The sequence below is a fragment of the Ponticoccus litoralis genome (genome assembly GCF_039769985.1).
Lineage (GTDB): Bacteria > Pseudomonadota > Alphaproteobacteria > Rhodobacterales > Rhodobacteraceae > Ponticoccus > Ponticoccus litoralis.
The window spans coordinates 3,629,726-3,656,213 of record NZ_JBDNCH010000002.1 but is presented as its reverse complement, the minus strand read 5'-3'; the positions used below and the strand labels follow the sequence as shown (position 1 = coordinate 3,656,213).

At 67.0% G+C, this 26,488-nt stretch carries 19 protein-coding genes and 5 pseudogenes; 12 read left to right on the top strand and 12 right to left on the bottom strand.

What is annotated here, in order from left to right; all coding sequences use genetic code 11:
* Window positions 1-9: 9 nt before the first annotated feature.
* A complete protein-coding gene (locus tag ABFB10_RS19130) occupies window positions 10-750 on the top strand; it encodes a DUF2306 domain-containing protein (protein ID WP_347167709.1) in 741 nt (246 codons plus the stop codon).
* A gap of 158 nt (window positions 751-908) precedes the next feature.
* Here ABFB10_RS19130 and ABFB10_RS19125 read toward each other — a convergent pair whose 3' ends face one another.
* From ABFB10_RS19125 to ilvN, 3 genes and pseudogenes are all read right to left on the bottom strand, one after another.
* Window positions 909-1,946, bottom strand: a complete 1,038-nt coding sequence (locus tag ABFB10_RS19125) for a sensor histidine kinase (protein WP_347167708.1) — start codon at window positions 1,944-1,946, stop codon at window positions 909-911.
* Between the two features lie 5 nt (window positions 1,947-1,951).
* Window positions 1,952-3,064 (bottom strand): trans-sulfuration enzyme family protein, encoded by a 1,113-nt coding sequence (locus tag ABFB10_RS19120; RefSeq protein ID WP_347168070.1) that lies wholly within the window; start codon window positions 3,062-3,064, stop codon window positions 1,952-1,954.
* Window positions 3,065-3,582: 518 nt separating this feature from the next.
* A pseudogene (gene ilvN, locus ABFB10_RS19115) lies at window positions 3,583-4,144 on the bottom strand (acetolactate synthase small subunit).
* 609 nt (window positions 4,145-4,753) lie between these two features.
* On the opposite strand from ilvN, the gene ABFB10_RS19110 reads away from it, so the two are divergent.
* From ABFB10_RS19110 to tsf, 9 genes and pseudogenes are all read left to right on the top strand, one after another.
* A complete protein-coding gene (locus ABFB10_RS19110) occupies window positions 4,754-5,791 on the top strand; it encodes a substrate-binding domain-containing protein (protein ID WP_347167707.1) in 1,038 nt (345 codons plus the stop codon).
* A gap of 86 nt (window positions 5,792-5,877) precedes the next feature.
* Window positions 5,878-7,350, top strand: coding sequence for a phosphate ABC transporter permease subunit PstC (gene pstC, locus ABFB10_RS19105; protein ID WP_347167706.1), 1,473 nt, complete (start codon window positions 5,878-5,880; stop codon window positions 7,348-7,350).
* Window positions 7,350-8,681, top strand: coding sequence for a phosphate ABC transporter permease PstA (gene pstA, locus ABFB10_RS19100; protein ID WP_347167705.1), 1,332 nt, complete (start codon window positions 7,350-7,352; stop codon window positions 8,679-8,681). Before pstC ends, pstA begins: the two co-directional genes overlap by 1 nt.
* Before the next feature lie 65 nt (window positions 8,682-8,746).
* Entirely contained in the window at window positions 8,747-9,547 is an 801-nt protein-coding gene (pstB, locus tag ABFB10_RS19095) for a phosphate ABC transporter ATP-binding protein PstB (protein WP_347168069.1), read from the top strand.
* A complete protein-coding gene (gene phoU / locus ABFB10_RS19090) occupies window positions 9,547-10,278 on the top strand; it encodes a phosphate signaling complex protein PhoU (RefSeq protein ID WP_347167704.1) in 732 nt (243 codons plus the stop codon). Before pstB ends, phoU begins: the two co-directional genes overlap by 1 nt.
* Before the next feature lie 4 nt (window positions 10,279-10,282).
* Complete coding sequence (gene phoB, locus ABFB10_RS19085; protein WP_347167703.1) at window positions 10,283-10,972, top strand: phosphate regulon transcriptional regulator PhoB; 690 nt, start codon at window positions 10,283-10,285, stop codon at window positions 10,970-10,972.
* A gap of 452 nt (window positions 10,973-11,424) precedes the next feature.
* Window positions 11,425-12,726: a HupE/UreJ family protein gene (locus ABFB10_RS19080; protein WP_347167702.1), complete on the top strand. Its 1,302-nt coding sequence runs from the start codon at window positions 11,425-11,427 to the stop codon at window positions 12,724-12,726.
* Between the two features lie 323 nt (window positions 12,727-13,049).
* The gene (rpsB, locus tag ABFB10_RS19075) at window positions 13,050-13,820 is read left to right on the top strand and encodes a 30S ribosomal protein S2 (protein ID WP_347167701.1); all 771 of its coding nucleotides are present in this window, start codon (window positions 13,050-13,052) and stop codon (window positions 13,818-13,820) included.
* Window positions 13,821-13,916: 96 nt separating this feature from the next.
* Window positions 13,917-14,793 (top strand): annotated as a pseudogene (gene tsf / locus ABFB10_RS19070) (translation elongation factor Ts).
* 620 nt (window positions 14,794-15,413) lie between these two features.
* Here the strand turns inward: tsf and ABFB10_RS19065 are convergent.
* The 9 genes and pseudogenes from ABFB10_RS19065 to ABFB10_RS19025 all read right to left on the bottom strand — a co-directional run bounded on the left by ABFB10_RS19065 (window position 15,414) and on the right by ABFB10_RS19025 (window position 24,510).
* Window positions 15,414-16,175 carry a helix-turn-helix transcriptional regulator gene (locus ABFB10_RS19065; protein WP_347167700.1) on the bottom strand — a complete coding sequence of 254 codons (762 nt, stop codon included), beginning with the start codon at window positions 16,173-16,175 and terminating at the stop codon, window positions 15,414-15,416.
* A pseudogene (gene aroQ / locus ABFB10_RS19060) lies at window positions 16,175-16,617 on the bottom strand (type II 3-dehydroquinate dehydratase). The gene ABFB10_RS19065 and the pseudogene aroQ overlap by 1 nt, the downstream one beginning before the upstream one ends.
* 702 nt (window positions 16,618-17,319) lie before the next feature.
* Window positions 17,320-18,309 (bottom strand): ABC transporter ATP-binding protein, encoded by a 990-nt coding sequence (locus ABFB10_RS19055; protein WP_347168068.1) that lies wholly within the window; start codon window positions 18,307-18,309, stop codon window positions 17,320-17,322.
* Window positions 18,194-18,592 carry a hypothetical protein gene (locus tag ABFB10_RS19050; protein ID WP_347167699.1) on the bottom strand — a complete coding sequence of 133 codons (399 nt, stop codon included), beginning with the start codon at window positions 18,590-18,592 and terminating at the stop codon, window positions 18,194-18,196. The genes ABFB10_RS19055 and ABFB10_RS19050 overlap by 116 nt, the downstream gene beginning before the upstream one ends.
* Window positions 18,589-19,131, bottom strand: a complete 543-nt coding sequence (locus ABFB10_RS19045; protein WP_347167698.1) for a glycerophosphodiester phosphodiesterase family protein — start codon at window positions 19,129-19,131, stop codon at window positions 18,589-18,591. The genes ABFB10_RS19050 and ABFB10_RS19045 overlap by 4 nt, the downstream gene beginning before the upstream one ends.
* The gene (locus ABFB10_RS19040; RefSeq protein ID WP_206565976.1) at window positions 19,128-19,934 is read right to left on the bottom strand and encodes an ABC transporter permease subunit; all 807 of its coding nucleotides are present in this window, start codon (window positions 19,932-19,934) and stop codon (window positions 19,128-19,130) included. Before ABFB10_RS19040 ends, ABFB10_RS19045 begins: the two co-directional genes overlap by 4 nt.
* Window positions 19,924-20,793 carry a carbohydrate ABC transporter permease gene (locus ABFB10_RS19035; RefSeq protein ID WP_347167697.1) on the bottom strand — a complete coding sequence of 290 codons (870 nt, stop codon included), beginning with the start codon at window positions 20,791-20,793 and terminating at the stop codon, window positions 19,924-19,926. Before ABFB10_RS19035 ends, ABFB10_RS19040 begins: the two co-directional genes overlap by 11 nt.
* Before the next feature lie 60 nt (window positions 20,794-20,853).
* The gene (locus ABFB10_RS19030; protein ID WP_347167696.1) at window positions 20,854-23,046 is read right to left on the bottom strand and encodes an extracellular solute-binding protein; all 2,193 of its coding nucleotides are present in this window, start codon (window positions 23,044-23,046) and stop codon (window positions 20,854-20,856) included.
* 240 nt (window positions 23,047-23,286) lie between these two features.
* Entirely contained in the window at window positions 23,287-24,510 is a 1,224-nt protein-coding gene (locus ABFB10_RS19025; RefSeq protein ID WP_347168067.1) for an acyl-CoA dehydrogenase, read from the bottom strand.
* A 152-nt stretch (window positions 24,511-24,662) separates the two neighbouring features.
* On the opposite strand from ABFB10_RS19025, the pseudogene ABFB10_RS19020 reads away from it, so the two are divergent.
* Together ABFB10_RS19020 and ABFB10_RS19015 are read left to right on the top strand one after the other, a co-directional pair.
* Window positions 24,663-25,557: pseudogene (locus ABFB10_RS19020) on the top strand (PfkB family carbohydrate kinase).
* Window positions 25,554-26,472: pseudogene (locus tag ABFB10_RS19015) on the top strand (pseudouridine-5'-phosphate glycosidase). Before ABFB10_RS19020 ends, ABFB10_RS19015 begins: the two co-directional pseudogenes overlap by 4 nt.
* Window positions 26,473-26,488 lie beyond the last annotated feature (16 nt).

The following is a 26,488-nucleotide window of genomic DNA, read 5'->3' as shown; positions in this document are numbered from 1 at the left end:
AGACGCCTCATGGTAAAAATTGTAAAACGACTTCTGCTTTGGCTCACAGGCGCCTTGGCGGCGCTGATTGCGGTCTATTCCCTGCGCTATTTGTTTCAGGGGGCCGATGCGGTGGACGCACTGGCCGAAACAGATGCGTTCTTCAACAGCCTGTCCGGGCAAATGGGCAGCTTCTGGACCGAGTTCGCGTCCCATCAGAAGCCGCTTTACCATCAGCATGAGTTTACCCTCGTCGGGCATATTGCAGGGGCCTCTATCGCCCTGTTGGTCGGGATGGTTCAGTTTGTGCCCTATATTCGGGACAACATGCCGCTGCTGCACCGCGCGTCGGGATATCTTTACACGTTTACGGCGGTACTCGGATTGGGGCTTGGGGCCTATGTTTCTGCCGCTTTGCCCATGGAGGGCGGCCCCAAGGCCATCGTTGCCAATATCCTTGGCGGATGCCTGGGCATTGCCTTCATCGTGATCGCCTTCTTCCGCATCCGGCAGGGTCAGTATGAAAAACACGGCCAGTGGATGCTGAGAAGCTACGCGATCCTGATGGCAATCCTGACGGTCTATCTTCTGGTCACGCTATTTGCCGCGATGGGTATGGACTCCATGCTTGGCCTCACGCTGGCGCATATGGTCTGTTTCCCGATCAACCTCGCCATTGCCGAGATGATCATCCGGACATCCCCTCAGAGCTTCCGTGCAGGGGCGCAACCCGCGCAAACCGGCGCGAAGCTTGGGGTCGCGGCAATCTGACGGTCGTGAAATGACGGACGCGCGGCGCCTCGACAGGGGCCGCGCGTCCGGACGCAAGGCAGACCTTCTTGGCGGCGTTTGCCGCTTTCGGACCGAGGGCCGGTCAGCGCCTGGCGGGAAGGGCCGGGCGCGCGGCTTTGCCGGGTCCGGCGCGGCGGTCACTCCAGCGGCAGCAGGATGGTGACCGTCGTGCCTTCGCCCCCGGTGCTGTCCACCCGCAGGCGCCCGCGGTGGCGGTTGACGATATGTTTCACGATGGCAAGTCCAAGCCCCGTGCCGCCTTTTTCGCGAGAGCGGTGGCTGTCCACGCGGTAGAAGCGCTCCGTGAGGCGGGGCAGGTGGATGGCCTCGATCCCCGGTCCGGTGTCCGCCACCACCAGCTGAACACCGCGTCCGCGCAGGCGCGGCTCGAAATCCGGGACACTCAGCCGCACGGTGACAGAGGCATCGCCGCCCGCGTATTTGATGCCGTTCTCCACGAGGTTCGTCAGCACCTGCCGCAACTGGTCCGGATCGCCGGGCACGCGCACCGGCTCGTCGGGCAGCTCCTGCACCAGCGTGACCCCGGCGTCAGAGGCAATCGTCGTCAGGCCGTGCAGCGTCGCGCGCACCAGATCGCCAAGGTCGACCGGGTCAGAGGGGCGCACGCGCTCTTCGGCCTCCACCCGGCTCAGCGACAGAAGGTCCGCCACCAGCCGCACCATGCGCTGCGCCTCGCCCTCCATGATGTCCAGAAACCGCGCCTGTCCGGCCGGGTCGTTGCGGGCCGGGCCCTTGATCGTCTCGATGAAACCGATCAGCGCGGTCAGCGGCGTGCGCAGCTCGTGGCTGACGTTGGCGACGAAGTCGCGGCGCATCTGCACGGTCTGTTCGAGATGCGAGACATCCTCGAAGCTGACCACCACGCCGGTGCCACTGGCCAGCGGAAGCGGCACCACCAGCACCCGGTAGGTCATTTCCTGCCGCGCGTTCAGGCTCAGGAAATCGGTGCGCCGCGCGGTGCCGTCACGCAGGCAGCCTTCGATGGCATCCAGCAGGTCGGGCTGCCGAAGGGCGGTGATGAAGTGACGCTCGACGATTTCGCGGCCCAGAAGCGCCCGGGCCGGGGCGTTGGCGGCGCCGATGCGCTCGTCCCGGCGGATGATCAGCGCCGGAAGCGGCATGGCCTCGAGCATATGGTCGGCGGGAACCTGCATCGGGCTCAGCCTGCCACGGCCCGCGCCGCGGCGAGGCCGTCGGCGAAGGTAGCCAGAAGTGCCCGGGGATCCTCAAGGCCGACCGAGACCCGGAAGAAGCCTTCGGAGATGCCCAGTCCGGCCCGGCCTTCGGGCGTCAGGGCCCGGTGCGAGGACGAGGCCGGGTGCGAGAGCGTCGTGCCCACATCGCCCAGCGTCGGTGCAAAGGCGATGCCCTGCGCGGCGGTCGTCAGTGCATTGGCGGCGGCGCGCCCGCCCGCGATCTCGAAGCTGACCATGTTGCAGCCGCGTCCTTTCAGCAGAGACTGGGCGCGCGCGGCCTCGGGGTGGTCGGCGCGGGTGGGATACAGAACGCGGGTCACGCCGGGGGTTTCGGCCAGCATGTCCGCAAGCCGCTGCGCAGTCTCCTGCGCGCGGGCAAAACGCAGGTCGAAGGTGGCAAGGCCGCGCTCCGCCAGCCAGCAATCGAAGGGGCTGGCGGTCATCCCGGTGGTGACGGCGAAGACGCGCAGGCGCTCGTTGATCGCTTTGTCCTTCGCAGCGACCCAGCCCAGCGTCGCGTCAGAGTGCCCCGCCAGCAGCTTCGTGACCGAGTGCAGGACGATGTCGGCGCCGTGTTCGAAGGGTTTGACGGCGGCGGGCGTGGTAAAGGTGTTGTCCACCACCATCAGCACACCCTTGTCGCGGCAGAGGGCGGCGATGCCGTCGAGGTCGGCGATCCGCAGCGTCGGGTTCGAGACGACCTCGATCAGCACCATGCGGGTTTCCGGGCGGATCGCCTCGGCCACCGCCTCGGCGCGGGTGACATCGACGAGGGAGGTCGTCACGCCCATGCGCGGCAGGTCCTCGGCCATCATCCGCAGCGAGCGGCCATACAGCTGGTTGCCGCCGATCACGTGGTCGCCGGTCCGGGTCAGGCCCAGCAGGACGGCGGCGACGGCGGCCATGCCAGAACCGGTGACAATGCCGTTTTCGGCGCCTTCCATGGCGTCGATGCGGCGGGCCAGCATCTCGGCGTTGGGGTGGCCTTCGCGGGCATAGGTAAAGCCCTGCGTGGCGCCTTCGTATTGCGCATCAAGGCTGTCGGGCGTGTCAGAGGCATAGACGACAGAGGGCATGATGCCGGGCACCACCGGGGAAGAGACACCGGCGAGGGGCACGACGGGGCGTTGCAGGGTCTTCTTCACGGGCGGCTCTCCTTCGGGCGTGTTGGCGCATAGCTGCCGTGTCGGGAAGGCGGGCGCAAGGGGGATGCGGCGACGGCTGACCCGGAGGAGCGGAAAGGGGCGCGACGGTCAGAGGACAAGACAAGGGCTGCGTCGGCCCGTGGGGGGGCGCAGTCGGGTGTGCCCCGGGGGCACTAGGGGGGCTTGTGGGCCTGGAGGGCGGCGCCCATCCGTAGCGGTCTGTGTGATGGGCTGCGCATGCGGGTTCCGCCCGACGGCAGGTCGGGCTGCGCCTTCCCGCCCCTCTGAGGCGGCGCTTGTGCGCCACCCGCGCAGGATGGCGTAGCCCTTGTCGCTGATCGGCGAAGAAACGGGGCGCGGTGGATTTTTCGGTGCGCTTCGTGGCCCGCGTGCGCGCCACGACTCAGCCCGTCATGCGTTACGCGCCGCGGCTCAGCGCGGCTGGCTTGTTATGCGCCGCGGCTCAGCGCGGCGACGCCCGTCCGGGCCACTTCCATCAGGCCAAGCGAGTCGCATCAGGTCGGCAAAGGCATCGATCTTGTCCGGCGTGCCGGTCAGTTGGAAGACAAAGCTCTCCAGCGTCGAATCGACCACATTGGCGCGGAAGATATCCGCCAGCCGCAGCGCCTCGACGCGCTTTTCGCCACCGCCCTTGACCTTGAACAGCGCCAGTTCGCGCTCGACAGAGCCACCCTCGACCGTCAGGTCGTGCACGTCGTGGACAGAGACGATCCGGCCAAGCTGCGCCTTGATCTGCTCGATCACCTGCGGGGTGCCGCTGGTGACGATGGTGATGCGGCTCAGGTGGCCCTCGTGGTCGACCTCGGCCACGGTGAGGCTGTCGATGTTGTAGCCACGCCCCGAGAACAGGCCGATCACCCGCGCCAGCACGCCGGGCTCGTTTTCCACCAGAACGGCGATGGTATGGGTTTCGGTCACGTCCGAGAAGCTGGGCCGCAGGTTATAGGCGGAATGCTTCGACGATCCCTTCTTGATGTTCAGTGCGGACATGTCCCGGCCCCTTCTCGATACTGGCCGGGTCCTGCGCCGCCCGGCGCCCCGGCGACGGCCTGCTTAGACCGGATCATGCGTGAAGACCAGTCTTTAAGGGGGCCGTAGAGGCTGCTTTCCCCGGATTCACCGGGTCTGCCGGTCTCGCCCGACCATGGCCGGGGTCAGGGCCCCCTCGGATGGGCCGGGGATGCGCCGCCTTGGACAGAACGGGCGAAGCCGCTGCGCTATCCTGCTCTCGTCCCGGGCGGGGCGGCGGAGCGGCCTGTTGCCCGTGCTGCGCTGGTCGATACCTTCCTTGCCGGGCCGGACCGCTGCAAGGCCATCGGATCCGCGCCGGGGCGCATTCGGGCGCGGGGCAGGGCGCCGGGGTGTGGTCCCATGTCAGCCAGGGCCGCCCTGCACTCTGCGGTGGCGCAGAGCACTCAGGCGCAACCATAGGGTGTAGGGCTTGCCACCCGAGCGGCAATCCGCGCCGCCAATCTGACACTGTCATAAAATCGTTACGCAAGTGTCACAAAAGCTTGGTCCGCCGGGTCTAGGCGTCACACCCGGAGATCACTGGTTCGGTGATCGATTCCGAAAAGATACCTGGATGGAGTTTTCCACATGTCTGTCAAACTGACCGCCTCCGCTCTGGCGATTGCCGCCGTCGCAGCAACCTCTGCCGCTGCCCGCGACAACGTGCAGGTCGCCGGTTCCTCGACCGTGCTGCCCTATGCCTCGATCGTGGCCGAAGCCTTCGGCGAGAACACCGACTTCCCGACGCCGGTCGTTGAATCGGGTGGCTCCTCCGCCGGTCTGAAGCGCTTCTGCGAAGGCGTGGGCGAGAACACCATCGACGTCGCCAACGCCTCGCGCAAGATCCGCGAAAAGGAAATCGAAGCCTGCGCGGCCAACGGCGTGACCGACATCATCGAAGTCCGCATCGGCTATGACGGCATCGTCTTCGCCAGCCAGCAGTCCGGCCCCGCCTTCACCGCTTTCGAACCGGTCGACATCTACAACGCCATCGGCTCCAAGGTGATGAAAGACGGCGAACTGGTCGACAATGCCAACACCACCTGGGACGAGTTCAACGGCGACCTGCCCGCCGTCGAGATCGCCATGTTCATCCCGGGCACCAAGCACGGCACGCGCGAAGTCTTCGAAGAGAAGGTCCTGCTGCCCGGCTGTGAAGCAACCGGCGCCATGCAGGCGATGATCGACGGCGGCATGTCCGAAGACGACGCCGAGGACGCCTGCCTGGCCGTGCGCACCGACGGCAAGTCGGTCGACATCGACGGCGACTACACCGAGACGCTGGCACGCATCGACAGCAACACCAACGGCATCGGCGTCTTCGGCCTGGCGTTCTACGAGAACAACACCGACAAGCTGAAGGTCGCGACCATGTCCGGCGTCGAGCCCACCACCGAGAGCATCTCGACCGGCGAATACCCCGTGTCGCGCCCGCTGTTCTTCTACGTGAAGAAAGCCCACATCGGCGTGATCCCGGGCCTGAAGGAATACGCCCAGTTCTTCGTCGCTGACGAGCTGGCAGGCCCCTCCGGCCCGCTGGCCAACTACGGCCTCGTGTCCGACCCCGAGCTGGCAGCCACCCAGGCCGCCGTCGAAGCAGAAGAGACCATGTCCTCGGGCATGTAATCCGGTCTGACGACCACGGGGGCGGCGCATTCCGCCGCCCCCAATTTCCATCACGGACCGTTACCGAAAAGGAATACGGGGGGCATATGCCGATTTTCTGGCTCATCTTAATCGTGCTCGCGATCGCCGCGACCGGCTTTGTCATAGGGCGCAAGCGCGCCCTGCAAAGCGTCGGGGGCGACGGGCGCCGCCTGCATTCCCTGCCGGGCTATTACGGCTACAATGTCGTGCTCAAGGCCATCGTGCCGGCCTTCCTGCTGATGATCGTCTGGCTGCTGGTACAGCCGCTGGTCGTGAACAACAGCGTGTCGGGCATGATCCCCGAAGAGGCCGCGCAGACCGCCGGCAGCCAGAGCCTGGTGATGTCCGAGATCCGCCGCCTGTCGAGCGGGCTGGACGCCGTGACCGGCATGGGGCTTCTGTCCGAAGAGGCCGCCCGCGACCCCGGGGCCGATCCCGAAGCCATCTCGCAGACGCTGCGGGACGCGGGCCAGATCGTGACCTCCGAGGTGACGACACCGATCCTCAACGCGGCGCAGCGGTTCCGCGGGCTGAACGCGACCGGCAACCTTGCCATGAGCGCGCTTGTCATCCTTGTGGCGCTGGCCGGTGCGCTGCTGGCGATCCGCGAGACAAACCCCGAGTTCCGCGCCCGCAACACCGTCGAGCAGGGCGTCAAGGCGCTGCTGATCGGGGCCGCCTCGATCGCCGTCCTGACCACCATCGGCATCGTGCTGTCGCTGGTCTTCAACACCGTCGAGTTCTTCCGGCTGTACCCCGCGACCGATTTCTTCTTCGGCACCGAATGGGCGCCCAGCTTCTCGGGCCGGGGCGGGTCGTCCCAGCTTGGCATTATCGCGCTGCTCTGGGGCACCTTCTACATTTCCATCGTCGCGCTGGCGGTGGCCGTGCCCATCGGCCTGTTCGCGGCGGTCTACCTGTCGGAATACGCCTCGCCGCGCGTGCGGTCCTTTGCCAAGCCCATGCTCGAAGTGCTGGCCGGTATCCCGACCATCGTCTACGGCCTCTTTGCCCTGCTGACGGTCGGCCCGCTTCTGATGAGCGTCTTCGGTCGCGAGGGCTTTGGCTGGATGCAGTCCGGCACCGCCGTCATGACCGCCGGTCTGGTCATGGGCATCATGCTGATCCCCTTCGTATCCTCGCTGTCCGACGACATCATCAACGCCGTGCCGCAGGCCATGCGGGATGGCAGCTACGGCCCGGGCGCCACCAAGTCCGAGACCATCAAGCAGGTTGTCCTGCCCGCCGCCCTGCCGGGCATCGTGGGCGCCGTCCTGCTGGCGGCCAGCCGCGCCATCGGTGAGACCATGATCGTGGTGCTGGGGGCAGGGGCCGCGGCCCGGCTGTCGCTCAACCCTTTCGAGGCCATGACCACCGTCACCGCCAAGATCGTCAGCCAGCTGACCGGCGACGCCGATTTTGCCTCGCCCGAGGCGCTGGTGGCCTTCGCGCTTGGCATGACCCTCTTCGTCATCACGCTGGGGCTGAATGTCTTCGCCCTTTATATCGTGCGCAAATACCGGGAGCAGTACGACTGATGTCCGATCTCAGCCTTCACGACGGCGGCAGCGCTCCGCGCCGCTCTTCGATCCACTCTGTCAACGCCCGCACGAAGAAGCGCAACGCCTCGGAAAAGCGGTTCAAGGCCTATGGCATCGCCGCGATCTGCGTGGGCCTGTTCTTCCTGGTGGTGCTCGCCGCATCGATCCTGTCGAACGGCACACGGGCCTTCACCCGCACCGTGGTCTCTGTCGACTTCACCCTGACTCAGGAACAGTTCGACGCCGCCGAGGGCACGCTTTTCAAGACCAAGGCCTATTCCGACTACTTCATCGCCGCCGTGCAGCAGAAGCTGCAGGAGGACGGGGTCCAGATCGCCTTTGACGAGGCCACCATCGAGCGCATGATGGGCAAGGTCGGCTCTGCCATCCGCGAGCATTACACCGCGAACCCCGGCGACCTCGGGCAGGCGGTGGCCTTCAGCCTGCCGACCTCCAGCCGCGTCGACGGCTACTTCAACGACCGCGTGACCCGCGAGACGATGGAAGACAGCCGCTTCCTGATGGCCGCCGACCTCGACCTTGCGGACGCGCTGTCCGAGGCGGGCGTGATCACGTCAGAGTTCAACTGGCCCTTCATCACCGGCGCGGACTCGGGTGTGGACAACCCCGGCGGCGCGGGCATCGGCGCCTCTGTCATCGGCTCGTTCTTCATGATGCTGGTGGTGCTCTTCCTGTCGCTGCCCATCGGCGTCGCGGCCTCGATCTACCTCGAGGAATTCGCGCCGCAGAACAAGTGGACCGACCTGATCGAGGTGAACATCTCGAACCTCGCCGCCGTGCCGTCCATCGTCTTCGGTATCCTCGGCCTTGCGGTGTTCATCCAGTTCATGCACCTGCCGCAGTCGGCGCCGCTGGTCGGTGGCCTGGTGCTGACGCTGATGACTCTGCCGACGATCATCATCTCGACCCGTGCCTCGCTGAAGTCGGTGCCGCCGTCGATCCGCGACGCGGCGCTGGGGGTCGGGGCCTCGAAGATGCAGGCGGTGTTCCACCATGTCCTGCCTCTGGCGATGCCCGGCATCCTGACCGGCACCATCATCGGCCTGGCGCAGGCGCTGGGGGAAACCGCACCGCTGCTGCTGATCGGCATGGTCGGCTTTGTCGCCCGGGGCTATCCCGACGGCTTCCTGCAGGGCTTCGTGGAACCCAACTCTGCCATGCCCGCGCAGATCTACACCTGGGCGGCACGCTCTGACGCGGCCTTCTACGACAAGGCCTGGGGCGGCATCATCATCCTGCTGATGTTCCTGCTGACCATGAACATCATCGCCATCATCCTCCGCCGTCGCTTCGAGCGCCGCTGGTAACCACCCCCAGCCAAGGGCCGCGCAGACGCGGCGTTGGTAACCCGAACCGGGAGAGGTATATGAATATGTATGACGCACCGCACACGACGGAGAGAACCGTGACGCAGAACGACGTGAAGATCGCCGCCGGGGGCGTGCAGGTCTACTACGGCGACACCCATGCCATCAAGGACGTGAATGTCTCCATCGAGGACAAGACCGTGACCGCCTTCATCGGTCCCTCGGGCTGTGGCAAGTCGACCTTCCTGCGCTGCATCAACCGGATGAACGACACCATCGACATCTGCCGCGTCGAGGGCGACATCCTGATCGACGGCGAGGACATCTACGACAAGCGCGTCGACCCGGTGCAGCTGCGCGCCAAGGTCGGCATGGTGTTCCAGAAGCCGAACCCCTTCCCGAAATCGATCTACGACAATATCGCCTATGGCCCGCGCATCCACGGGCTGGCCAAGAACAAGGCCGAGCTTGACGAGATCGTCGAAAAGTCGCTGCGTCGCGGCGCCATCTGGGACGAGGTCAAGGACCGTCTGGACAAGCCCGGCACCGGCCTGTCCGGCGGCCAGCAGCAGCGCCTGTGCATCGCCCGCGCCGTTGCCACCGAACCCGAGGTCCTGCTGATGGACGAACCCTGCTCGGCGCTCGACCCCATCGCAACGGCGCAGGTCGAGGAACTGATCGACGAGCTGCGCAGCCAGTATTCGGTGGTCATCGTGACCCACTCGATGCAGCAGGCCGCGCGCGTCAGCCAGAAGACCGCCTTCTTCCACCTCGGCAACCTTGTCGAGTTTGGCGAAACCGGGAAGATCTTCACCAACCCTGAAGATCCCCGCACCGAAAGCTACATCACGGGACGGATCGGATAATGAGCGACCTGAAGCAGCATATCTCCAGCGCCTTCGACCGCGACCTCGAAGGCATCCAGGCGCAGATCATGAAGATGGGGGGCCTCGTGGAGGCCGCCATCGAGGGCGCCGCCAAGTCGCTGGACACCCGCGACCAGGAACTGGCCGAAAAGGTGCGTCAGGGCGATGCCGTCATCGACGCGCTCGAAGAGGCCCTTCAGGACGAGGCCGCCCGCGTGATCGCGCTGCGCGCCCCCTCGGCCATCGACCTGCGCGTGGTGCTTTCCGTCATGCGCATGTCGGCCAACCTCGAACGCATCGGCGATCTGTCCAAGAACATGGCCAAGCGGACCGGCGTGCTGGTGCAGCTGCACCAGGTCGGCGGCACCGCCACCTCGCTGCGCCGCATGGCGCGCGAGGTCGAGCTGATGCTCAAGGACGCGCTCGACAGCTACATCCAGCGCGACACCGCGCTGGCGGCGGACGTGATCGAGCGCGACCGCGACGTCGACGAGATGTACAACACGCTGTTCCGCGAGTTCCTGACCTTCATGATGGAAGACCCGCGCAACATCACCGCCTGCATGCATCTGCATTTCATCGCCAAGAACATCGAGCGCATGGGCGACCACGTCACCGCGATCGCCGAGCAGGTGATCTTCCTGACCACCGGCGAAAAGCCCGACGAACAGCGCCAGAAGGCGGATCTGACCTCGTCGGACCTCAGCCTTTCGCCGCAGCACGAGGCCTGACGCCTTGAGCAACGACCAACCCACGGTCCTCGTCGTCGAGGACGAACCGGCACAGCGCGAAGTCCTGTCCTACAACCTCGAGGCAGAGGGCTTTCGCGTGGCCCGCGCCGAGAACGGCGAGGAGGCGATGATCCTCCTTGCCGAGGAAAGCCCGGACATCATCGTGCTGGACTGGATGCTGCCGAATGTCTCGGGCATCGAGGTCTGCCGCCGCATCAAGACGCGGCCCGAAACCCGCAACGTGCCGATCATCATGCTGTCGGCGCGCTCGGAAGAGGTGGACCGCGTGCGCGGGCTGGAAACCGGCGCCGACGATTACGTGGTCAAGCCCTACTCGGTGATCGAGCTGATGGCGCGGGTGCGCGCCCAGCTGCGCCGCACCCGCCCGGCGGCGGCGGGGCTGCGGCTGGAGTATGAAGACATCGTGCTGGATGCCGAAACCCACCGCGTGACCCGCAAGGGCAAGGAGCTGAAGCTTGGCCCGACCGAGTTCCGGCTGCTGTCCACCTTCATGGAGAAGCCGGGCCGCGTCTGGTCGCGCGAGCAATTGCTGGACCGGGTCTGGGGCCGCGACATCTATGTCGACACCCGCACCGTCGATGTCCACATCGGGCGCCTGCGCAAGGCGCTTGGCCAGCACGGCGGCGCCGACCCCCTGCGCACCGTCCGCGGCGCGGGCTATGCCCTAGGGTGAGCATCGGGTCGCGCCTTCGGCGCGATGAAAGGTCCGGGGGACCTTTCAAGATGCGAACGGGCGGAGCCCCGGGGCCGGGTCGCGCCTTGGGCGCAACGGTTGAGATGCGGGGAAGGCGCTTCGAAGCGCCTTCCGTCCCGCCCCATGGCTCCGGTGTTTGAAAACCGGGCAGGTTGGCGAAGAGCCAAGAGCCAGCCAGTCGGGGGCGGAACCGGTGGTTTTTCGGAGCGCCGCAACCGTCGATCCCCCAAGGCTCAAGACAAATCCCTCCGGATGTGTCGGGGCAGGGCGCTCAGCCCCCATTCTCGCCAACCGGGACACGGCCCCCGTTCCACTTTCGCCGCGTGGCCTGCGGGGCAGTGCCTGCTGTGCCGATCCGCGCGCCACGGCCTTGACCGACCCTCTCGCCGCGTCATCTTCTGCCGAGGACTCCCGGACAAAAGGCCGCCTGCATGACCCGTCTTCTCTGCGCCGCGCTGGCGCTGTTTCTTTCGATCACCGCCGCCGCCGCGCATGAGGTCCGGCCCGCCATCGCAGACCTCGAGACCGAGGGCCGCGCCCTTTCGCTGGTGCTGCGGCTGACGGCGGAGCCGCTGCTGGCGGGCGTCGATCTGGAAGGGGTCGAGGACACCAACGACACAGCCGGATCGGGGGCCGTGGACGCGTTGCGCGCGCTGGCGCCCGCCGAACTCACGGCCCGCGTCGAAGCGGAGCGGGGCAGGCTTCTCGGTCCGGTCTCCGTCACCTCGGATGGTTCGGCGGTGCCGCTGAGCCTGGACCGGGTCGAGGTGGATGACATTGCAAACCCCGAGCTTCCGCGCGAGACCCGGCTGTTTCTCGGCGGCACCCTGCCGGAAGGCGCCGGCACGCTGGTGGTCACCTGGCCCGCGCAATACGGCACGCTGATCCTGCGCCAGCAGGGGGTCGAGGCGGGGTTTACCGGCTACCTGACCGGCGGTCCGTCCGAGCCGATCACCCTTGCGGGTGGCGATGCCCCCGGCGGCATCGAGACCTTCCTCGGCTATATCCCCGTGGGCTTCGAACATATCCTGCCCATGGGGCTGGATCACATCCTTTTCGTGCTGGGGCTCTTCTTCCTCTCGACCCGGCTGGGGCCGCTGCTTTGGCAGGTCTCGGCCTTCACGCTGGCGCATACGGTGACGCTGGCGCTGGGGGCACTCGGCCTTGTCACGATCCCGGGCAGCATCGTCGAGCCGATCATCGCCGCCTCGATCGTCTATGTCGCGGTCGAGAACATCTTTGCCCATGGGTTGCACCGCTGGCGCCCGGTGGTGATCTTTGTCTTCGGCCTGCTGCACGGGCTGGGCTTCGCCAGCGTTCTGGGGGAATTCGGGCTGCCCGCCGGCCAGTTCCTTCCGGCGCTGATCGGCTTCAACCTGGGCGTGGAACTCGGGCAGCTGACGGTCATCGCCATCGCCTTCCTGCTGGTGGTGCTGGCCCAGCGGGTCGATGCGCTGCGGGTCGATCCGCGCACCGGGCAGGTGGTCTACGGCGTGCTGGCCCTGAGCTTCCTGGCGCTTGGATTCCTGCTGGACGGCCCGGGTTTTGTCCAGAGGATGGGCGCGGGGGCGCCGGTCTTCCTGTGGCCGCTGGCGGGGCTGTCGGTGCTGTGCCTGCTGTCGGCAAGCTTCGTCGACCGCCTGCATGCCTACCGCCGCTTCGTCGCCGTCCCGGCCTCTGCCGCCATCGCGCTTGTCGGCTCCTACTGGGTCGTGGAGCGAGTTTTCCTGTAGCGCCGACCGCAGCGCCGGGCGCCTGCGGCCCGGGCGGAGGGGGCTCTGCCCCCGCTGCGCTCCCCCGAGGGTATTTGAGGGACCAGAGAAGCAGGGGGCGGGGCCGAGGTTTCGCGGGGCCTTTGCGACGCCCTGTTTTGGGGTGCCGCCCGGCGGCACAGGCGGGATTTGCGCTTGCCTTCGGGCGCGCCATGGTCTAATGGCGCGCTCACGAACCCCGCAGGCGGGGGCGGGCCCATTGGACAGACATCCCCGGGGGTCCACCGGTTGAGGCATACGCCTTGATCCCCCGCCGAGGCATGAAACCGGAAAGGATAGAAGGCATGGCTCTTCCCGAGTTCACCATGCGCCAGCTGCTTGAAGCAGGCGTGCACTTTGGCCACCAGACGCAGCGCTGGAACCCCCGCATGGGCGAGTTCATCTACGGTGCGCGCAACGGCATCCACATCATGGACCTGACGCAGACCGTCCCGATGCTGGACGCCGCGCTGAACGCGATCCGCGACTGCGTTGCCAAGAACGGCCGCGTGCTGTTCGTCGGCACCAAGCGCCAGGCCGCGCAGCCGATCGCCGAGGCGGTCGAGAAATGCGCCCAGTACTACATGAACCACCGCTGGCTGGGCGGCACGCTGACCAACTGGCAGACCGTCTCGCAGTCGATCAACCGCCTGCGTCAGATCGACGAGACGATGGAAGGTGGCGCCGAGGGGCTCACCAAGAAAGAGCGTCTGGGCATGGAGCGTGACCAGCAGAAGCTGCAGGCTTCTCTGGGCGGCATCCGTGAGATGGGCGGCGTGCCGGACATGCTGTTCGTCATCGACGTCAAGAAAGAGGCTCTGGCCGTTGCCGAAGCCAACAAGCTGGGCATCCCGGTTGTCGCCATCGTCGACACCAACTGCTCGCCCGAGGGTGTGGATTACATCATCCCCGGCAACGACGACGCGGCCCGCGCCATCGCGCTGTACTGCGATCTCGTGTCCCGCGCGGCCCTGGACGGCATGACCGGCCAGATGGAAGCCGCCGGCGTGGACATCGGCGCCTTCGAAGAGGCCCCGGTCGAGGAAACCCTCGCCGAGACCGGCGAGACCGCCTGATCCCGCTGTCGCGAAAGCGATACATCTGCGTGACAAGGCAAGGGGGCCCGGGGCCCCTTTGCCGCCCCGCAAGACAGACATGAGGAGAGCCAGCACATGGCAATCACCGCATCCCAGGTGAAAGAACTGCGCGAGATGACCGGCGCAGGCATGATGGACGCCAAGAAGGCACTGGTCGAGAACGACGGCAACATGGATGCCGCCGTTGACTGGCTGCGTACCAAGGGCCTTGCCAAGGCTGCCAAGAAGTCCGGCCGCACCGCGGCAGAGGGCCTTGTGGCCGTCGCCATCGATGGCGGCACCGGCGTTGCCGTTGAGGTGAACTCAGAAACCGACTTCGTTGCCAAGAACGCGGGCTTCCGAGGAAATGGTCGGCGGTATCGCCAAGACCGCCCTGACCGTCGACAGCACCGAGGCGCTGGCCGATGCTCCGCTGAACGGCAAGCCGGTCAGCGAGAACATCACCGACGCGGTCGCCAAGATCGGCGAGAACATGACCCTGCGCCGGATGGCCAAGGTCACTGGTGATGTGGTCGCATCCTACATCCACAATGCAGCCACCGATGGCATGGGCCAGATCGGCGTGCTGGTCGCGATGAAGGGCGGCTCGGAAGAGTTCGGCCGTCAGGTCGCCATGCACATCGCCGCCGCGAACCCCGCCGCGCTGAACGAGTCCGAGCTGGACGCATCGGTCGTCGAGAAAGAGCGTCAGGTTCAGATCGACATCGCGCGCGAGTCCGGCAAGCCCGAGCAGGTCATCGAGAAGATGATCGAAGGCCGCATGAAGAAGTTCCTCGCCGAGATCACCCTTGTCGGTCAGCCCTTCGCGCTGAACCCCGACCTGACGGTGGAGCAGGCCGCCAAGGAGGCCGGCGCCGAGATCACCGGTTTCGTGCGCATGCAGGTCGGTGAAGGCATCGAGGTCGAGAAGGAAGACTTCGCAGCCGAGGTGGCCAAGGCCGCTCAGGGCTGACACCGGTCCGGTACGACGGAGAAAACAGGGCGCGGGGGAAACCTCGCGCCTTTTTCTGTGCCTGCACGTCTTCCGCCGCGTAACCGTGCCGCACGGGGCAGGGGCCGCGCGCCCCGCGGCCGTAGCGGCAGGGGCATACTCAGCCGCGCAACGGAAGGTTTGGCGCCGGTCCTGCCTGTTTCGGAAAAAGAGCCGGTCCAGGCAAGCGATCACGCGGGTCGGACTGCGTGTCGGACTGGCGGGGGGTGCGCCCGTTGAGGGATCGGGGCCCCCGGAACGAGACATTGGGGATGATGTCCGGGGACCCCGAAGGGGATGCTGACTTGGTGGCGCGGTAATTGCACCACCAAGCCAGCCCGGCTTGCGCCGATGATGAGACTCCAGAGCCCGGAAATCCACGGGTTGGCGCCCCTTCGTTCCATGGCCAAAGCCACCACTCACGGAACGGGTTCAGATTGACCGCTTCCGCGATTCAAAGGAAGTCCGGATTTCCTGACCAACCGGTAAAAGAGGTGAATTCACGGGGGATTAACGCAGCTTACCCGGTTGGACCTGTCATAATTAGCAGGGCTTTCGGACGAAGGGCTCGGGCCGCGCCGCCTCGCGACGACCGGGGCGATTCACGCCTCGATGATGAACATCTGGTTGTGGAACGCGGCCTTGGCCACGGCCTGCGCGGTGGTCTCGACGTTCAGCGTTTCCCGGGCAAGGCGCAGGTGCTTTTCGATGGTGGCCTGGGTCAGGCCCATGATCTGCGCAATGTCCTGCATGGTCTTGCCGTCTCCGACCCATTCCAGCGCCTCGCGCTGGCGCGGCGTCAGGTTCTGGTTCGGCAGCGGAACGGGCAGGGTGAGGATCTTCAGATGCGCCAGGTTGTTGCACAGCACGATATCCGGCCCGTGTTCCGCCCAGATGGCATCCGCCTGATCCTGGTTCATCTCGGCCCGGGTGGTCAGCGAGATCGCGCCCTTGGTGCGGTGCGACACGGACTTGAAGCTGATGGTATAGCCCGCATGCACCTTGTGGGTCAGGTTGAAGGCCACGACCTTCTGCGCAAGCTCGTCCAGCGTGCCCTTGTTGATCTGCTCGGCCAGCGCGCGCCAGCTGCAATGGCCCTCGTTCTCCAGCGCCCAGCGGACCATGGGCGCGTGCTTGTAAAGCCCGTCCTCGACAAAGCCCTTGCGATAGGCCGCCGTGTGGTTCGACAGCACGACGAAGTCGTTGGGATCGCCGAAGGAGGTCGCGGTCATGAAGCGCGTGAAGCCGTAGATCAGACGGTCGAAACCATAGCCATCCATGCGCTGGCAGTGCATGGCCCACAGGTCTTCGACCGTGGCGGCATTGGTGAGCGCAATCAGGTATTCCCTGAGATCCTCCTTCATCACGCCGCTCCGAGATGCGCGGCCAGCGCGTCGATGGCCAGGATATAGCCACTGGGCGCCGAAGCCCGCGATGACCCCAATCGCCACCGGAGAAATGAAGGACCGGTGCCGGAATTCCTCCCGCGCATGGACGTTTGAAAGGTGAAGCTCAACCACCTTGGCCTCGGCGCCCTTGATGGCATCCATCAGCGCGATCGAGGTGTGCGTATAGGCGCCGGCGTTGAAGACGATACCGTCATGGGTGCCGCGCGCGTCACTGGATGGCGGTCACCAGAGCGCCTTCGTGGTTGGACTGGGCACAGGCGATGTCGATGCCACGGGCCTTGCCATGGCTGCGGCACATCTCTTCGACATCGGCGAGCGTGGTGTGACCGTAGATTTCGGGCTGGCGCGTGCCGAGCAGGTTGAGGTTCGGCCCGTTGAGGATAAGGATGGATGTCATTGGAGGCTCCGGAAAACTTGGCGGGACGGTAAAGGCCGGATCACGGCACTGTCCAGCGCCTAAAACCGGTCGGTCCGGGACGGTGACCCTTCAGACACGAAGGCGCTGCGGTCAAGAGATCCTCGCGGGCGGCGCGATATGGGCGCGCGCATGACCGGAGCACTGAGGGGCGCGGCGAGGCCGAAACCACGGCGGTGCCAGTCCGTGTCTTGATCCACTATTTACATAATAACGATTATCAGATGTATGGGTTGGTTGGGTGCAGGTGCAGGTTCGGGCCGATATTTCTCCATCAGGACAACGCCCTAAAGGGTTTTGTTGAACCTTTTTCATTGCGCACGGAAAGCCTTTGAAGACGACCGGACCGCTGCAGAGTGTGGCGAAGCCAAGAACCGGCTCCCGCAGGTTACAGATCCGCCCTCAGGTCCGACATGGGACCGGCGTCCCGGACGACAAGACAGGCCCATGCTGTCGCTGCCTTGACCCCCTGCGGGTGTCCGGCTGCATGCGCTTGCCGCCGGAATGCTGCCGGTTGACCATCACCGCCTCGCTGCCAGGAAGGCCGCCGCGCCGACACCGGTCCAGACATTCCGGGCGGTCCGGCTGTCCCTGTGCTTGGTGCGGATCACCATGCCCGATGGCGCCGTGGCGCGCGGCACAGCGCGCACTGACGGCGGCGAACAGCCCCAACCGGCGCCTGTCTCAGGCCATCAGCGAAGCCGTCTCGGGATGCGCCGCAACCCGCTGGCCCGTGGCGCTGTCGAAGACATGGGCGCGGGACAGGTCGGGCCGCAGGCCGACGGTCTCTTCCATCCCCTCGACCGCGCGGCGCGGCGCGGTGACCACAAGGCGGCCCGCGTCGGTATCGACGTGCAGGGTCACGTCGGAACCGGTCATCTCTGACAGGATCACCCGTCCCTGTAGCCCCTGCCCCGCTGGCGCCAGCGCGATCATGTCGGGCCGCAGGCCCAGCGTCACGTCCCGCGCACCCTGCCAGCCCGGCATATCCCCGGCGAGCAGGAAGTTCATCGGCGGCTGGCCGAGGAACCCGGCGACAAAGCGGTTCGCGGGCCGGTCGTAGATCGCGGCGGGCGTGTCGAACTGTTGTAGGTGGCCGCCATGCATGACGGCAACGCGGTCGGCCATGGACAGCGCCTCTGTCTGGTCGTGGGTCACGTAGACCAGCGTCGCGCCGACCGTGCGGTGCAGCGCCTTGATCTCGGACCGCATCTCGACCCGCAGCGCATTGTCGAGGTTCGACAGCGGCTCGTCCATCAGGAAGACACCAGCGTCCCGCGCCATGGCACGGCCCATGGCGACCCGCTGCCGCTGCCCGCCCGAGAGCGCGCCGGGCTTGCGGTCAAGGTACGGGTCGAGGTGCAGCATCCGCGCCACCTCTTCGGCACGCGCGGTGCGGGCGGCGCGTTTCATCCCGCGCAGCTCCAGCCCGAAGGCGATGTTCTCGCGCACCGTCATATGGGGATAGAGCGCGTAGTTCTGGAAGATCATGGCAATGTCGCGGTCGCGCGGCGCGATCTCGTTCACGCGGCGCCCGCCGATGGCGATTTCGCCCTCTTCACAGGTCTCCAGCCCGGCGATCATGCGCAGAAGCGTGGACTTGCCGCAGCCCGAGGGGCCGACGATCACCACGAATTCTCCGGCGCGGATGTCCATCGACACGCCGTGCAGCACCGGGGCGCCACCGGCATAGCTCTTGCGGATGTCGCTGAGCGTGATGCCGGTCATGCCGCCGCCCCCGGTGCAGGGCGCGGCGCGCGATGGCAAGGCTGGGCCGGTCGGTGGTGAAGACCTTGATCCCCAGCGCCAGGGCCCGGTCGATCTGCGCCGCCGTATGCGCGGCGAAACAGCCGAAATCCAGCCCGGCCTCGCGGACCTGCCGCATCAGCGCGGCATCGGCGCAGTCGATCGGTACGGCGATCTCGGGGATGGCATGGGCCTGCGCCAGCTCGATCACCCCGTAGCCGTTCCGACCTGCCGCAGCACGGCGGGGCTGACCAGCCACAGCCGGGGCCGGTCGGTCAGGCGCGCCAGCGCGTCCTGCGTCTCGATCAGGAAGGATGAGAAGGTGGTGCGGTGCAGCATGCCCTCGGCCTCCAGCACCGCCAGCGCCGGTTCGATCAGGCCCCGGTAGGCGCGGCCCTGCGCGTCGGGCTTGAACTCGCAGCGGAAATCCACGTGGCTGTCGCGGTAGAGCGCGCAGAGCTCGGCCAGCGTCAGCGGGTGGCCGCCCGCGCCGAAGTCGATCACCGCGGCGCGGACCCGGGCCTCTGTCAGCTCGGCGATGGCGCCACGGGTGTCGGTGGTGCGGTCCAGCGTGGCATCGTGGTGCACGATGATCGCCCCGTCACACGTCGGGTGCAGGTCGAATTCGACCTCGTCCACGGCCATTGCGGCGGTGGCGCGAAAGCCCTGCGGGGTGCTGTCGCCGAATTCCAGCGTGCCGCCGCGATGCGAAGCGATGCGGGTCATGCTCTGCCCTTTCTCTTGGGTCATTTGACCGCTCCCATGGTGATGCCGCGCACCAGATGGCGCTCGACCGCAAGGAAGCCGATCAGGATGGGAAGGATGGTGATGGTCGAGGCGGCCATGACGAGCGGCCAGTTGATGACGTCCTCGCCGGGGTTCTCGCGGTAGAGCTTGGCCAGACCGATCTGAAGCGTGTAGAGATCGCTGTCGCTGATCGCCACCAGCGGCCAGATGTAGTTGTTCCACTCGGCGATGAAGATATAGAGCCCCATCGACAGGATCGCCGGGCGCGCCAGCGGCACGATCACCCGCCAGAGCACCTGTAGCGGCGTGGCGCCGTCCATATAGGCGGCCTCGTCCAGCGCGCGCGGGATGCCCCGGATGTACTGGCGCAGGAAGAAGGCCGCGAAGCCGTTGGAAATGGCGGGCAGGATCAGGCCCGCGTAGGTGTCCAGCAGGCCCACGCGGGCCAGCGTCAGGTAGTTCGGGATCAGCGTGATATGGCCGGGGATCATCAGCGTCGCGACAACCGCGGCAAACAGGAAATCGCCGCCGGGAAAGTCGAAGCGCGCAAAGGCGAAGGCCGCCATGACCGCCAGCGCCAGACCGCCCAGCGTCACCACCCCCGACACCAGCAGGGAGTTCAGCAGGTAGCGCAGGAAGTCGTATTGCCCGAAGGCGGTGCGGTAGTTGTCCAGCGTCAGCACGGGGTCGCCGGCATAGTAGCTGTCGACCGTCAGGACCGACATCCAGATGGTGTAGAGCACCGGCGATAGGAACAGCAGCCCCGCCACAAGCGCGGCGCCGGTCCAGAGCGTCTCAGGCTTCATAGTGAACCCTCCGACCCAGAACCCGGGCCTTGAAGATGGCCAGCGCGATCAGCAGCACGAAGAGCAGCACGGCGATGGCCGACCCCTGCCCGATGTCGAACAGCGTAAAGCCGACGCGGTAGAGCATATTGACGATCATGTCGGTGGCGCCCGCCGGGCCGCCCCGGGTCATGACATCGACGACGGTGAAGACACGGAAGGCCTCGATGACAGAGATCACCAGCAGGAAATAAGTGGTCGGCATGACCAGCGGCACGGTCACGCGGCGGAAGACATGGAAGCGCCCGCCCCCATCGACATCCGCCGCGTCGTAAAGATCGTTCGAAATCGCCTGAAGCCCGGCAATGTAGAGCACGATGTCATAGCCCAGCTGCTTCCAGGTGTTGACCAGCACGATCACCCAAAGCGCCAGTTGCGGGTTTTGCAGCCAGTAGACCTTGGGGATGCCGAAGGCCGCGAGAGCGGCATTGATGACCCCGTAGTCGGTGGCGAAGAGCCACGAGAAGACCACCGCGATGGCCACGGTCGAGGTGACCGAGGGCAGGAACAGCGCGCCGCGCAACAGGCGCTGCGGCAGGGCCTCGCGCACGAGGTAGCTGGCAATGGCCAGCGCCAGCGCCAGCCGCAGCGGCACCGAGATCAGCGCGAAGATCCCCGTCACCCGGACGGCGTTCCAGAACTCGGACGAGGACAGCACCAGCCGGTAGTTTTCCATCCCGACCCAGGGCTTGCCATCGGTCAGGAAATCCCACTCGCGGAACGACAGGTTCACGCTGGACAGGATCGGCAGGTAGGTGAAGACCGCGATGAAGGCCAGAAGCGGCGCGATCAGTAGGTAGGGCGTCAGGCGGCGGGACATCGAAGGCTCCGGTCAGGGGCCGGACCCGGGGGCGCGGGTCCGGCAATGGGCGCAATGGCCTCAGTTGGTGCGGGCGGCTTCGTTGCGGGTGCGCGTGGCGAAGTCGGTCAGCGCCTCTTCCGCGTCGCGCTGGCCCAGCGAGATCGCCTGCCAGACGTCGTATTCGCTGGCCCGCATCCAGGTGACCACCGGCGGACGCGGACGGCCCCGGGCGACGTCCAGCTGCTCGATTGCCACGGTGATGCCGGGCTCGCCTTCCAGCGCCTTGGCGGCGAGGGGTTGGTCGGCGGTGTTGCGGTTGATCGGCATGTAGCCGGTGCCCGCGAACCACTTGGCGTTGGATTCCGCACCGGCGGCGAAGCTGATGAACTGGTAGGCCGCGTCTTTGACCGCGTCGTCAGAGGTCGACAGGATGCCGATCCCGGCCCCGCCGATGGGTGCCGCGCAGGTCTTGTTGCAGGGCATCGGCAGCACCAGCAGGTCATCCCCCAGCGCGTCCTTCGACCGGCGGTAGTTGCCGGTGGAGTTCATCATCATCGCGGCCTTGCCCGCGAGGAAGGCATCGCGGTCGTTGTTTTCCTTGGACACGCCGTCGACAGAGGCGACCTTGTGCTCATGCACCAGCGAGGCCATCCATTCGTAGGCTTCGATGGTATTGGGCGCGTCGATCAGGATCTCGCCCGAGACGCTGTCGATCAGGTCGCTGTCGTTGGCCATGATCAGGCCCCAGCGGGCGAACTGGCCCGGTGCGGCCATGCCGAAGATGCCCTCGCCGCCCAGCTCTGCCTGCACGGTCTGTGCGGCGGACAGGATCTCGTCGAAATCGGTCAGCGGCGGGATTTCTTCCATGCCTGCCTCTGCGAACAGCGCGGTGTTCACGTAAAGCACCGGGGTCGAAGAGTTGAAGGGCACGATGAAGTTCTTGCCCTCATAGACGCCGACCTCGCGGGCGAAGTCGAACAGGTCGTCCTTCAGCGGGTCCGCGTCGAGGTAGCCGGTCAGGTCGGTCAGCACGCCGCGATCCGCGAACAGGCCGTAGCGTGTAACCTCCATGATCACCGCGTCGGGGGCGCGGCGCGCCGGGATGGCGGCCTGAAGCTTGGTCACGATGTCGTTGTAGTTGCCGATGTGCTGGGCATCGATCTCGATGCCGGGTTTCGCGGCCTCGAAGTCGGCGACGATCTCGTCGAGGACGGCGCCGCTGTCGCCGGAGAAGCTGTGCCAGAACTCGACGGTGACGTCGGCGGTGGCGGTGCCCGCCGTCAGGGCCAGCAGGCTGGTGGCAAGGGCGGTCTTGAGCGTATCGAACATGGGGGTCTTCCTTTTGTTCGCTGCGTTGGGGTTGGGTGGTTTCTTGTTGTTATGACGGGCGCGCCTACTGCCATTCGGGCGGCAGCGCGGCGCGGAATTTGCGGTGCTCGTCCAGCGCCGCCAGCAGAGCGCCCGCCGTCGATCCGCGCAAGGTCGAGGATCACGGCATTGGCGACGGCCATGGGCACCGTCAGCGACTGTGTCTCGCCGATGCGCCCGCGCGAGGCGGCGATGGAATGGTCCGGGACAGGGCGGATCGGGGTGCCGCCATCGTCGGTCAGCGCCAGCAGGGTGGCGCCCCGGCTGCGGGCGATCCCGGCAAGGGTCAGCGTGGTGGCATGGGGCTTGCGGAAGGAGAACAGCCAGAGGGCATCCCCCTGCCCCAGCCCCTGCAGCGCCGAGGGCCATGCGATCCCGTTCGGCGCCAAGGTCGCGGGCGTCATAGCCCGAGCGGCCCAGCCGCAGTGCCGCCAGTTTCGACAGGCTGGCGGCGTGGCCCTGCCCGAACAGGAAGACCCGGCGCGCGCCGCGAAGGACCTCGGCGCAGGCCCGTATCCGGGCGTCGGTGACGGTGTCGCGCAGGGCCTCGAGCGCCGCGATCTCTCCTTCGACGACAGAGGCCAGCAGGCCGTCTTCCGCCCGCACCAGCCGCGCCGCCATCCGGGCCGAGGCGGTGCCGAAGTCGCGCCCACCCTCTGTCAGGTTGGCGCGCAGGAAGGCGCGGAACGCCGGGTAACCGTCGAAGCCCAGCCGCTGCGCCAGCCGCACGGCAGAGGCCGGGTGCACGCCCGCCCGGTCCGAGATCTCCTTGCCGTTCTCCAGCGCCGCGCGCATCGGATCCTGCAAGAGCACGTCCAGCAGGCGCCCATCGGTGGCGGTCAGCCTTTCGGCGTTGCGGGTCAGAAGCGCGTTCAGCGCGGATTGCGAAGCGGCATGGGTCATGGCAACGGCAATTGCATCCGCAATGTAAATTGCGGGCGTCGCTTCGCTGAAGGTTTTGTGACGTGTGACGGGCCGCCCCGGGCGGGTCAGCCCCTGCGCCCTGCGCCCACCTCAGGCGGCAGGCCAGCGCGGCGCAACAGCCCCGGCGCCGTCATTGGCGCCGGGGGTGCGTGCTGTGGGTGGTGGCCCCGTGGGGTCAGGCGCCGCCGCGGTAAAGGCGGGGCGCCTGTGCCGGGGGCCTCAGAAGAAGGCCTGAAGCCCGGTCTGCGCGCGGTAGAGGATCAGTGCGTGTACGTCATGCGTGCCCTCGTAGGTATTCACCGTCTCGAGGTTCAGCATGTGGCGGATCACCTGGAATTCCGCCGAGATGCCGTTGCCGCCATGCATGTCGCGGGCCATGCGCGCGATATCCAGCGCCTTGCCGCAGTTGTTGCGCTTGATGATGGAGATCATCTCGGGCGCGGCCTGCGCCTCGTCCATCAGCCGACCGACCCGCAGCGCGGCCTGAAGGCCCAGAGAGATCTCGGTCTGCATCTCGGCCAGTTTGCGCTGGAACAGCTGGGTCTGGGCGATGGGCTTGCCGAACTGCTTGCGGTCCAGCCCGTAGTTGCGCGCCGCGTGCCAGCAGAACTCTGCCGCGCCCATGGCGCCCCACGCGATGCCATAGCGCGCCCGGTTGAGACAGCCGAAGGGCCCCTTCAGCCCCGAGACATGCGGCAGAAGCGCGTCCTCGCCCACCTCGACGCCGTCGAGCACGATTTCCCCGGTGACCGAGGCGCGCAAGCTCAGCTTGTTGCCGATCTTGGGGGCGGACAGGCCCTTGGTGCCCTTGTCCAGCACGAAGCCGCGGATCTTGCCGTCATGCGCGTCGGACTTGGCCCAGACCACGAAGACATCGGCGATGGGCGCGTTGGAGATCCACATCTTCGAACCCGACAGACGATAGCCGCCGTCGATCTTGGTGGCGCGGGTCTTCATGCCGCCCGGATCGCTGCCCGCGTCCGGTTCGGTCAGGCCGAAGCAGCCGATCCACTCGCCCGAGGCCAGCTTCGGCAGGTACTTCTGCCGCTGCTCTTCGCTGCCGTAGGCGTAGATCGGGTACATCACCAGCGAGGATTGCACCGACATCATCGAGCGATAGCCCGAATCCACCCGCTCGACCTCGCGGGCGACCAGCCCGTAGGACACGTAGCCCGCGCCGATGCCGCCGTATTCTTCGGGCACCGTGACGCCCAGAAGGCCCATCTGCCCCATCTCGGCAAAGATCTCGGGCTCGACGGTCTCGTTCTCGAAGGCCTCGGTGACGCGCGGCGCCAGCTTTTCCTGCGCGAAGGCGCGGGCGCCCTCGGCCAGCATGCGCTCTTCCTCGGACAGCTGGTCGTTCAGGCGGAACGGATCGTCCCATGTGAAGGCGCCGAGATCGGGGGCGTCCTTGGGCTTCAGGGCGGGTTTCGCGGCGCTCATCTCGTTCATGACGACTCCTCCGGGTGGTTTGCGCGTCAGCATAACGCGGCGGGGGCAGGACGAAAGGGGGCACGCGCCCTGCCCCGGCCCCGCGCCGCCGCGTCAGCACCGCCATGGCTTGCGCAGAGAGCCCGCACGCGGCATGACGGGATATGACCCGCGCCCCGGATATCCTCTGCATCGGCTCCGTCCTCTGGGACGTGATCGGTACGCTCCCCTAGTGCCATGGCCTTTGGCGCCGACGTGCCCGGGCGCATCACCCGCATTCCCGGCGGCGTGGCCCTGAACATCGCCATGGGGCTGGCGCGATTCGACCTGCGCGTGGCGCTGCTGTCGGCCACGGGGTCCGATCCCGAGGGCGAGGAACTGGCCGCCGAATGCCGCAGGCTGGGGCTGGACACCGCGTTCCTGTACCGTTCCGAAGACCTGCCGACCGATCGCTACATGGCGGTCGAGGGCGCCAACGGGCTGATTGCCGCTATCGCCGACGCCCATTCGCTGGAGGCGGCGGGCGACAAGATCCTGCGCCCGCTGACCGACGGTCGCCTTGGCAGCGCGCAGGCGCCCTATTCCGGCGCCGTCGCGCTGGACGGCAACCTGACCGGCGCGCTGCTGCAGACCATTGCCGAGGGCGCGGCCTTTGCCGCCGCCGACCTGCGCATCGCGCCCGCCAGCCCCGGCAAGGCGGAGCGGCTTCTGCCCTTTGTCGCCGCCGGGCGCGGCACGCTTTACGTCAACCTCGAAGAGGCCGGGCTGCTGTGTCACGCCCGCTTCGCCTCGGCGCCCGAGGCGGCGCTGGCGCTGGTGGCCCGGGGCGCGCGGCGCGCGCTTGTGACCCATGGCGGCAAGCCCTGCGCCGATGCGGATGCCACCGGCGCGGTCTCTGCCGCGCCGCCCGAAGTTCTGGTGACCCGCGTCACCGGCGCGGGCGATACCTTCATGGCGGCCCATATCGCCGCCGAACTGGGCGGGTCGGCCCGCGACGACGCGCTGAATGCCGCGCTTCAGGCCGCCGCCATCCACGTCTCCGGAGAGCACCCGGCATGAGCCTGAACCTGAAGATCACCCCCGAAGTCCGCGATGCGATTGCAGAAAATCGTCCCGTGGTGGCACTGGAATCGACCATCATCACGCATGGAATGCCCTGGCCGCAAAACCTCGGAGATGGCGCAGAAGGTCGAGACGACAGTGCGCGAGGCGGGCGCGGTCCCGGCCACCATCGCGGTGCTGGACGGCGCCCTGCACGTCGGGCTCGAGACCGACCGGCTGGAGGCGCTGGCGCAGGCCAAAAACGTTGCCAAGCTGTCGCGCGCCGACATGGCCGCCTGCATGGCCCGGGGCGGCACCGGGGCGACGACCGTCGCGGCGACGATGATCGGTGCCCGGCAGGCCGGGATCGCGGTCTTCGCCACCGGCGGCATCGGCGGCGTGCACCAGGGCGCCGAGTCCAGCTTCGACGTCTCCGCCGACCTGCACGAACTGGCGCAGACCGCCGTGACGGTCGTGGCTGCCGGGGCCAAGGCAATCCTCGACCTGCCCAAGACGCTGGAAGTGCTGGAAACGCTGGGGGTTCCGGTCATCACCTACGGACAGGACCGCCTGCCCGCCTTCTGGTCGCGCGATGCGGGTCTGGCCTCGCCTCTGCGCATGGACAGCGCGGTCGAAATCGCCGCCGCCCATGCCATGCGCGCGGCGCTCGGCCTGCCGGGCGGCCAGCTGGTGGCCAACCCGATCCCCGCCGAGGCCGAGATCGCGCGCGACACCATGCTGCCGGTGATCACCCGCGCCACCGAGGACGCCGAGCGCCATGGAATCACCGGCAAGGCGCTGACACCCTACCTGCTGCAACGCATCTACGAGCTGACAGAGGGCCGGTCGCTGACTGCAAACATCGCGCTTGTTCTCAACAATGCGCGCCTCGCCGCTGAAATTGCACGGGAATTGAGCGTTCGCCCTGCTTGAGTGCCGCTTTGGTGAA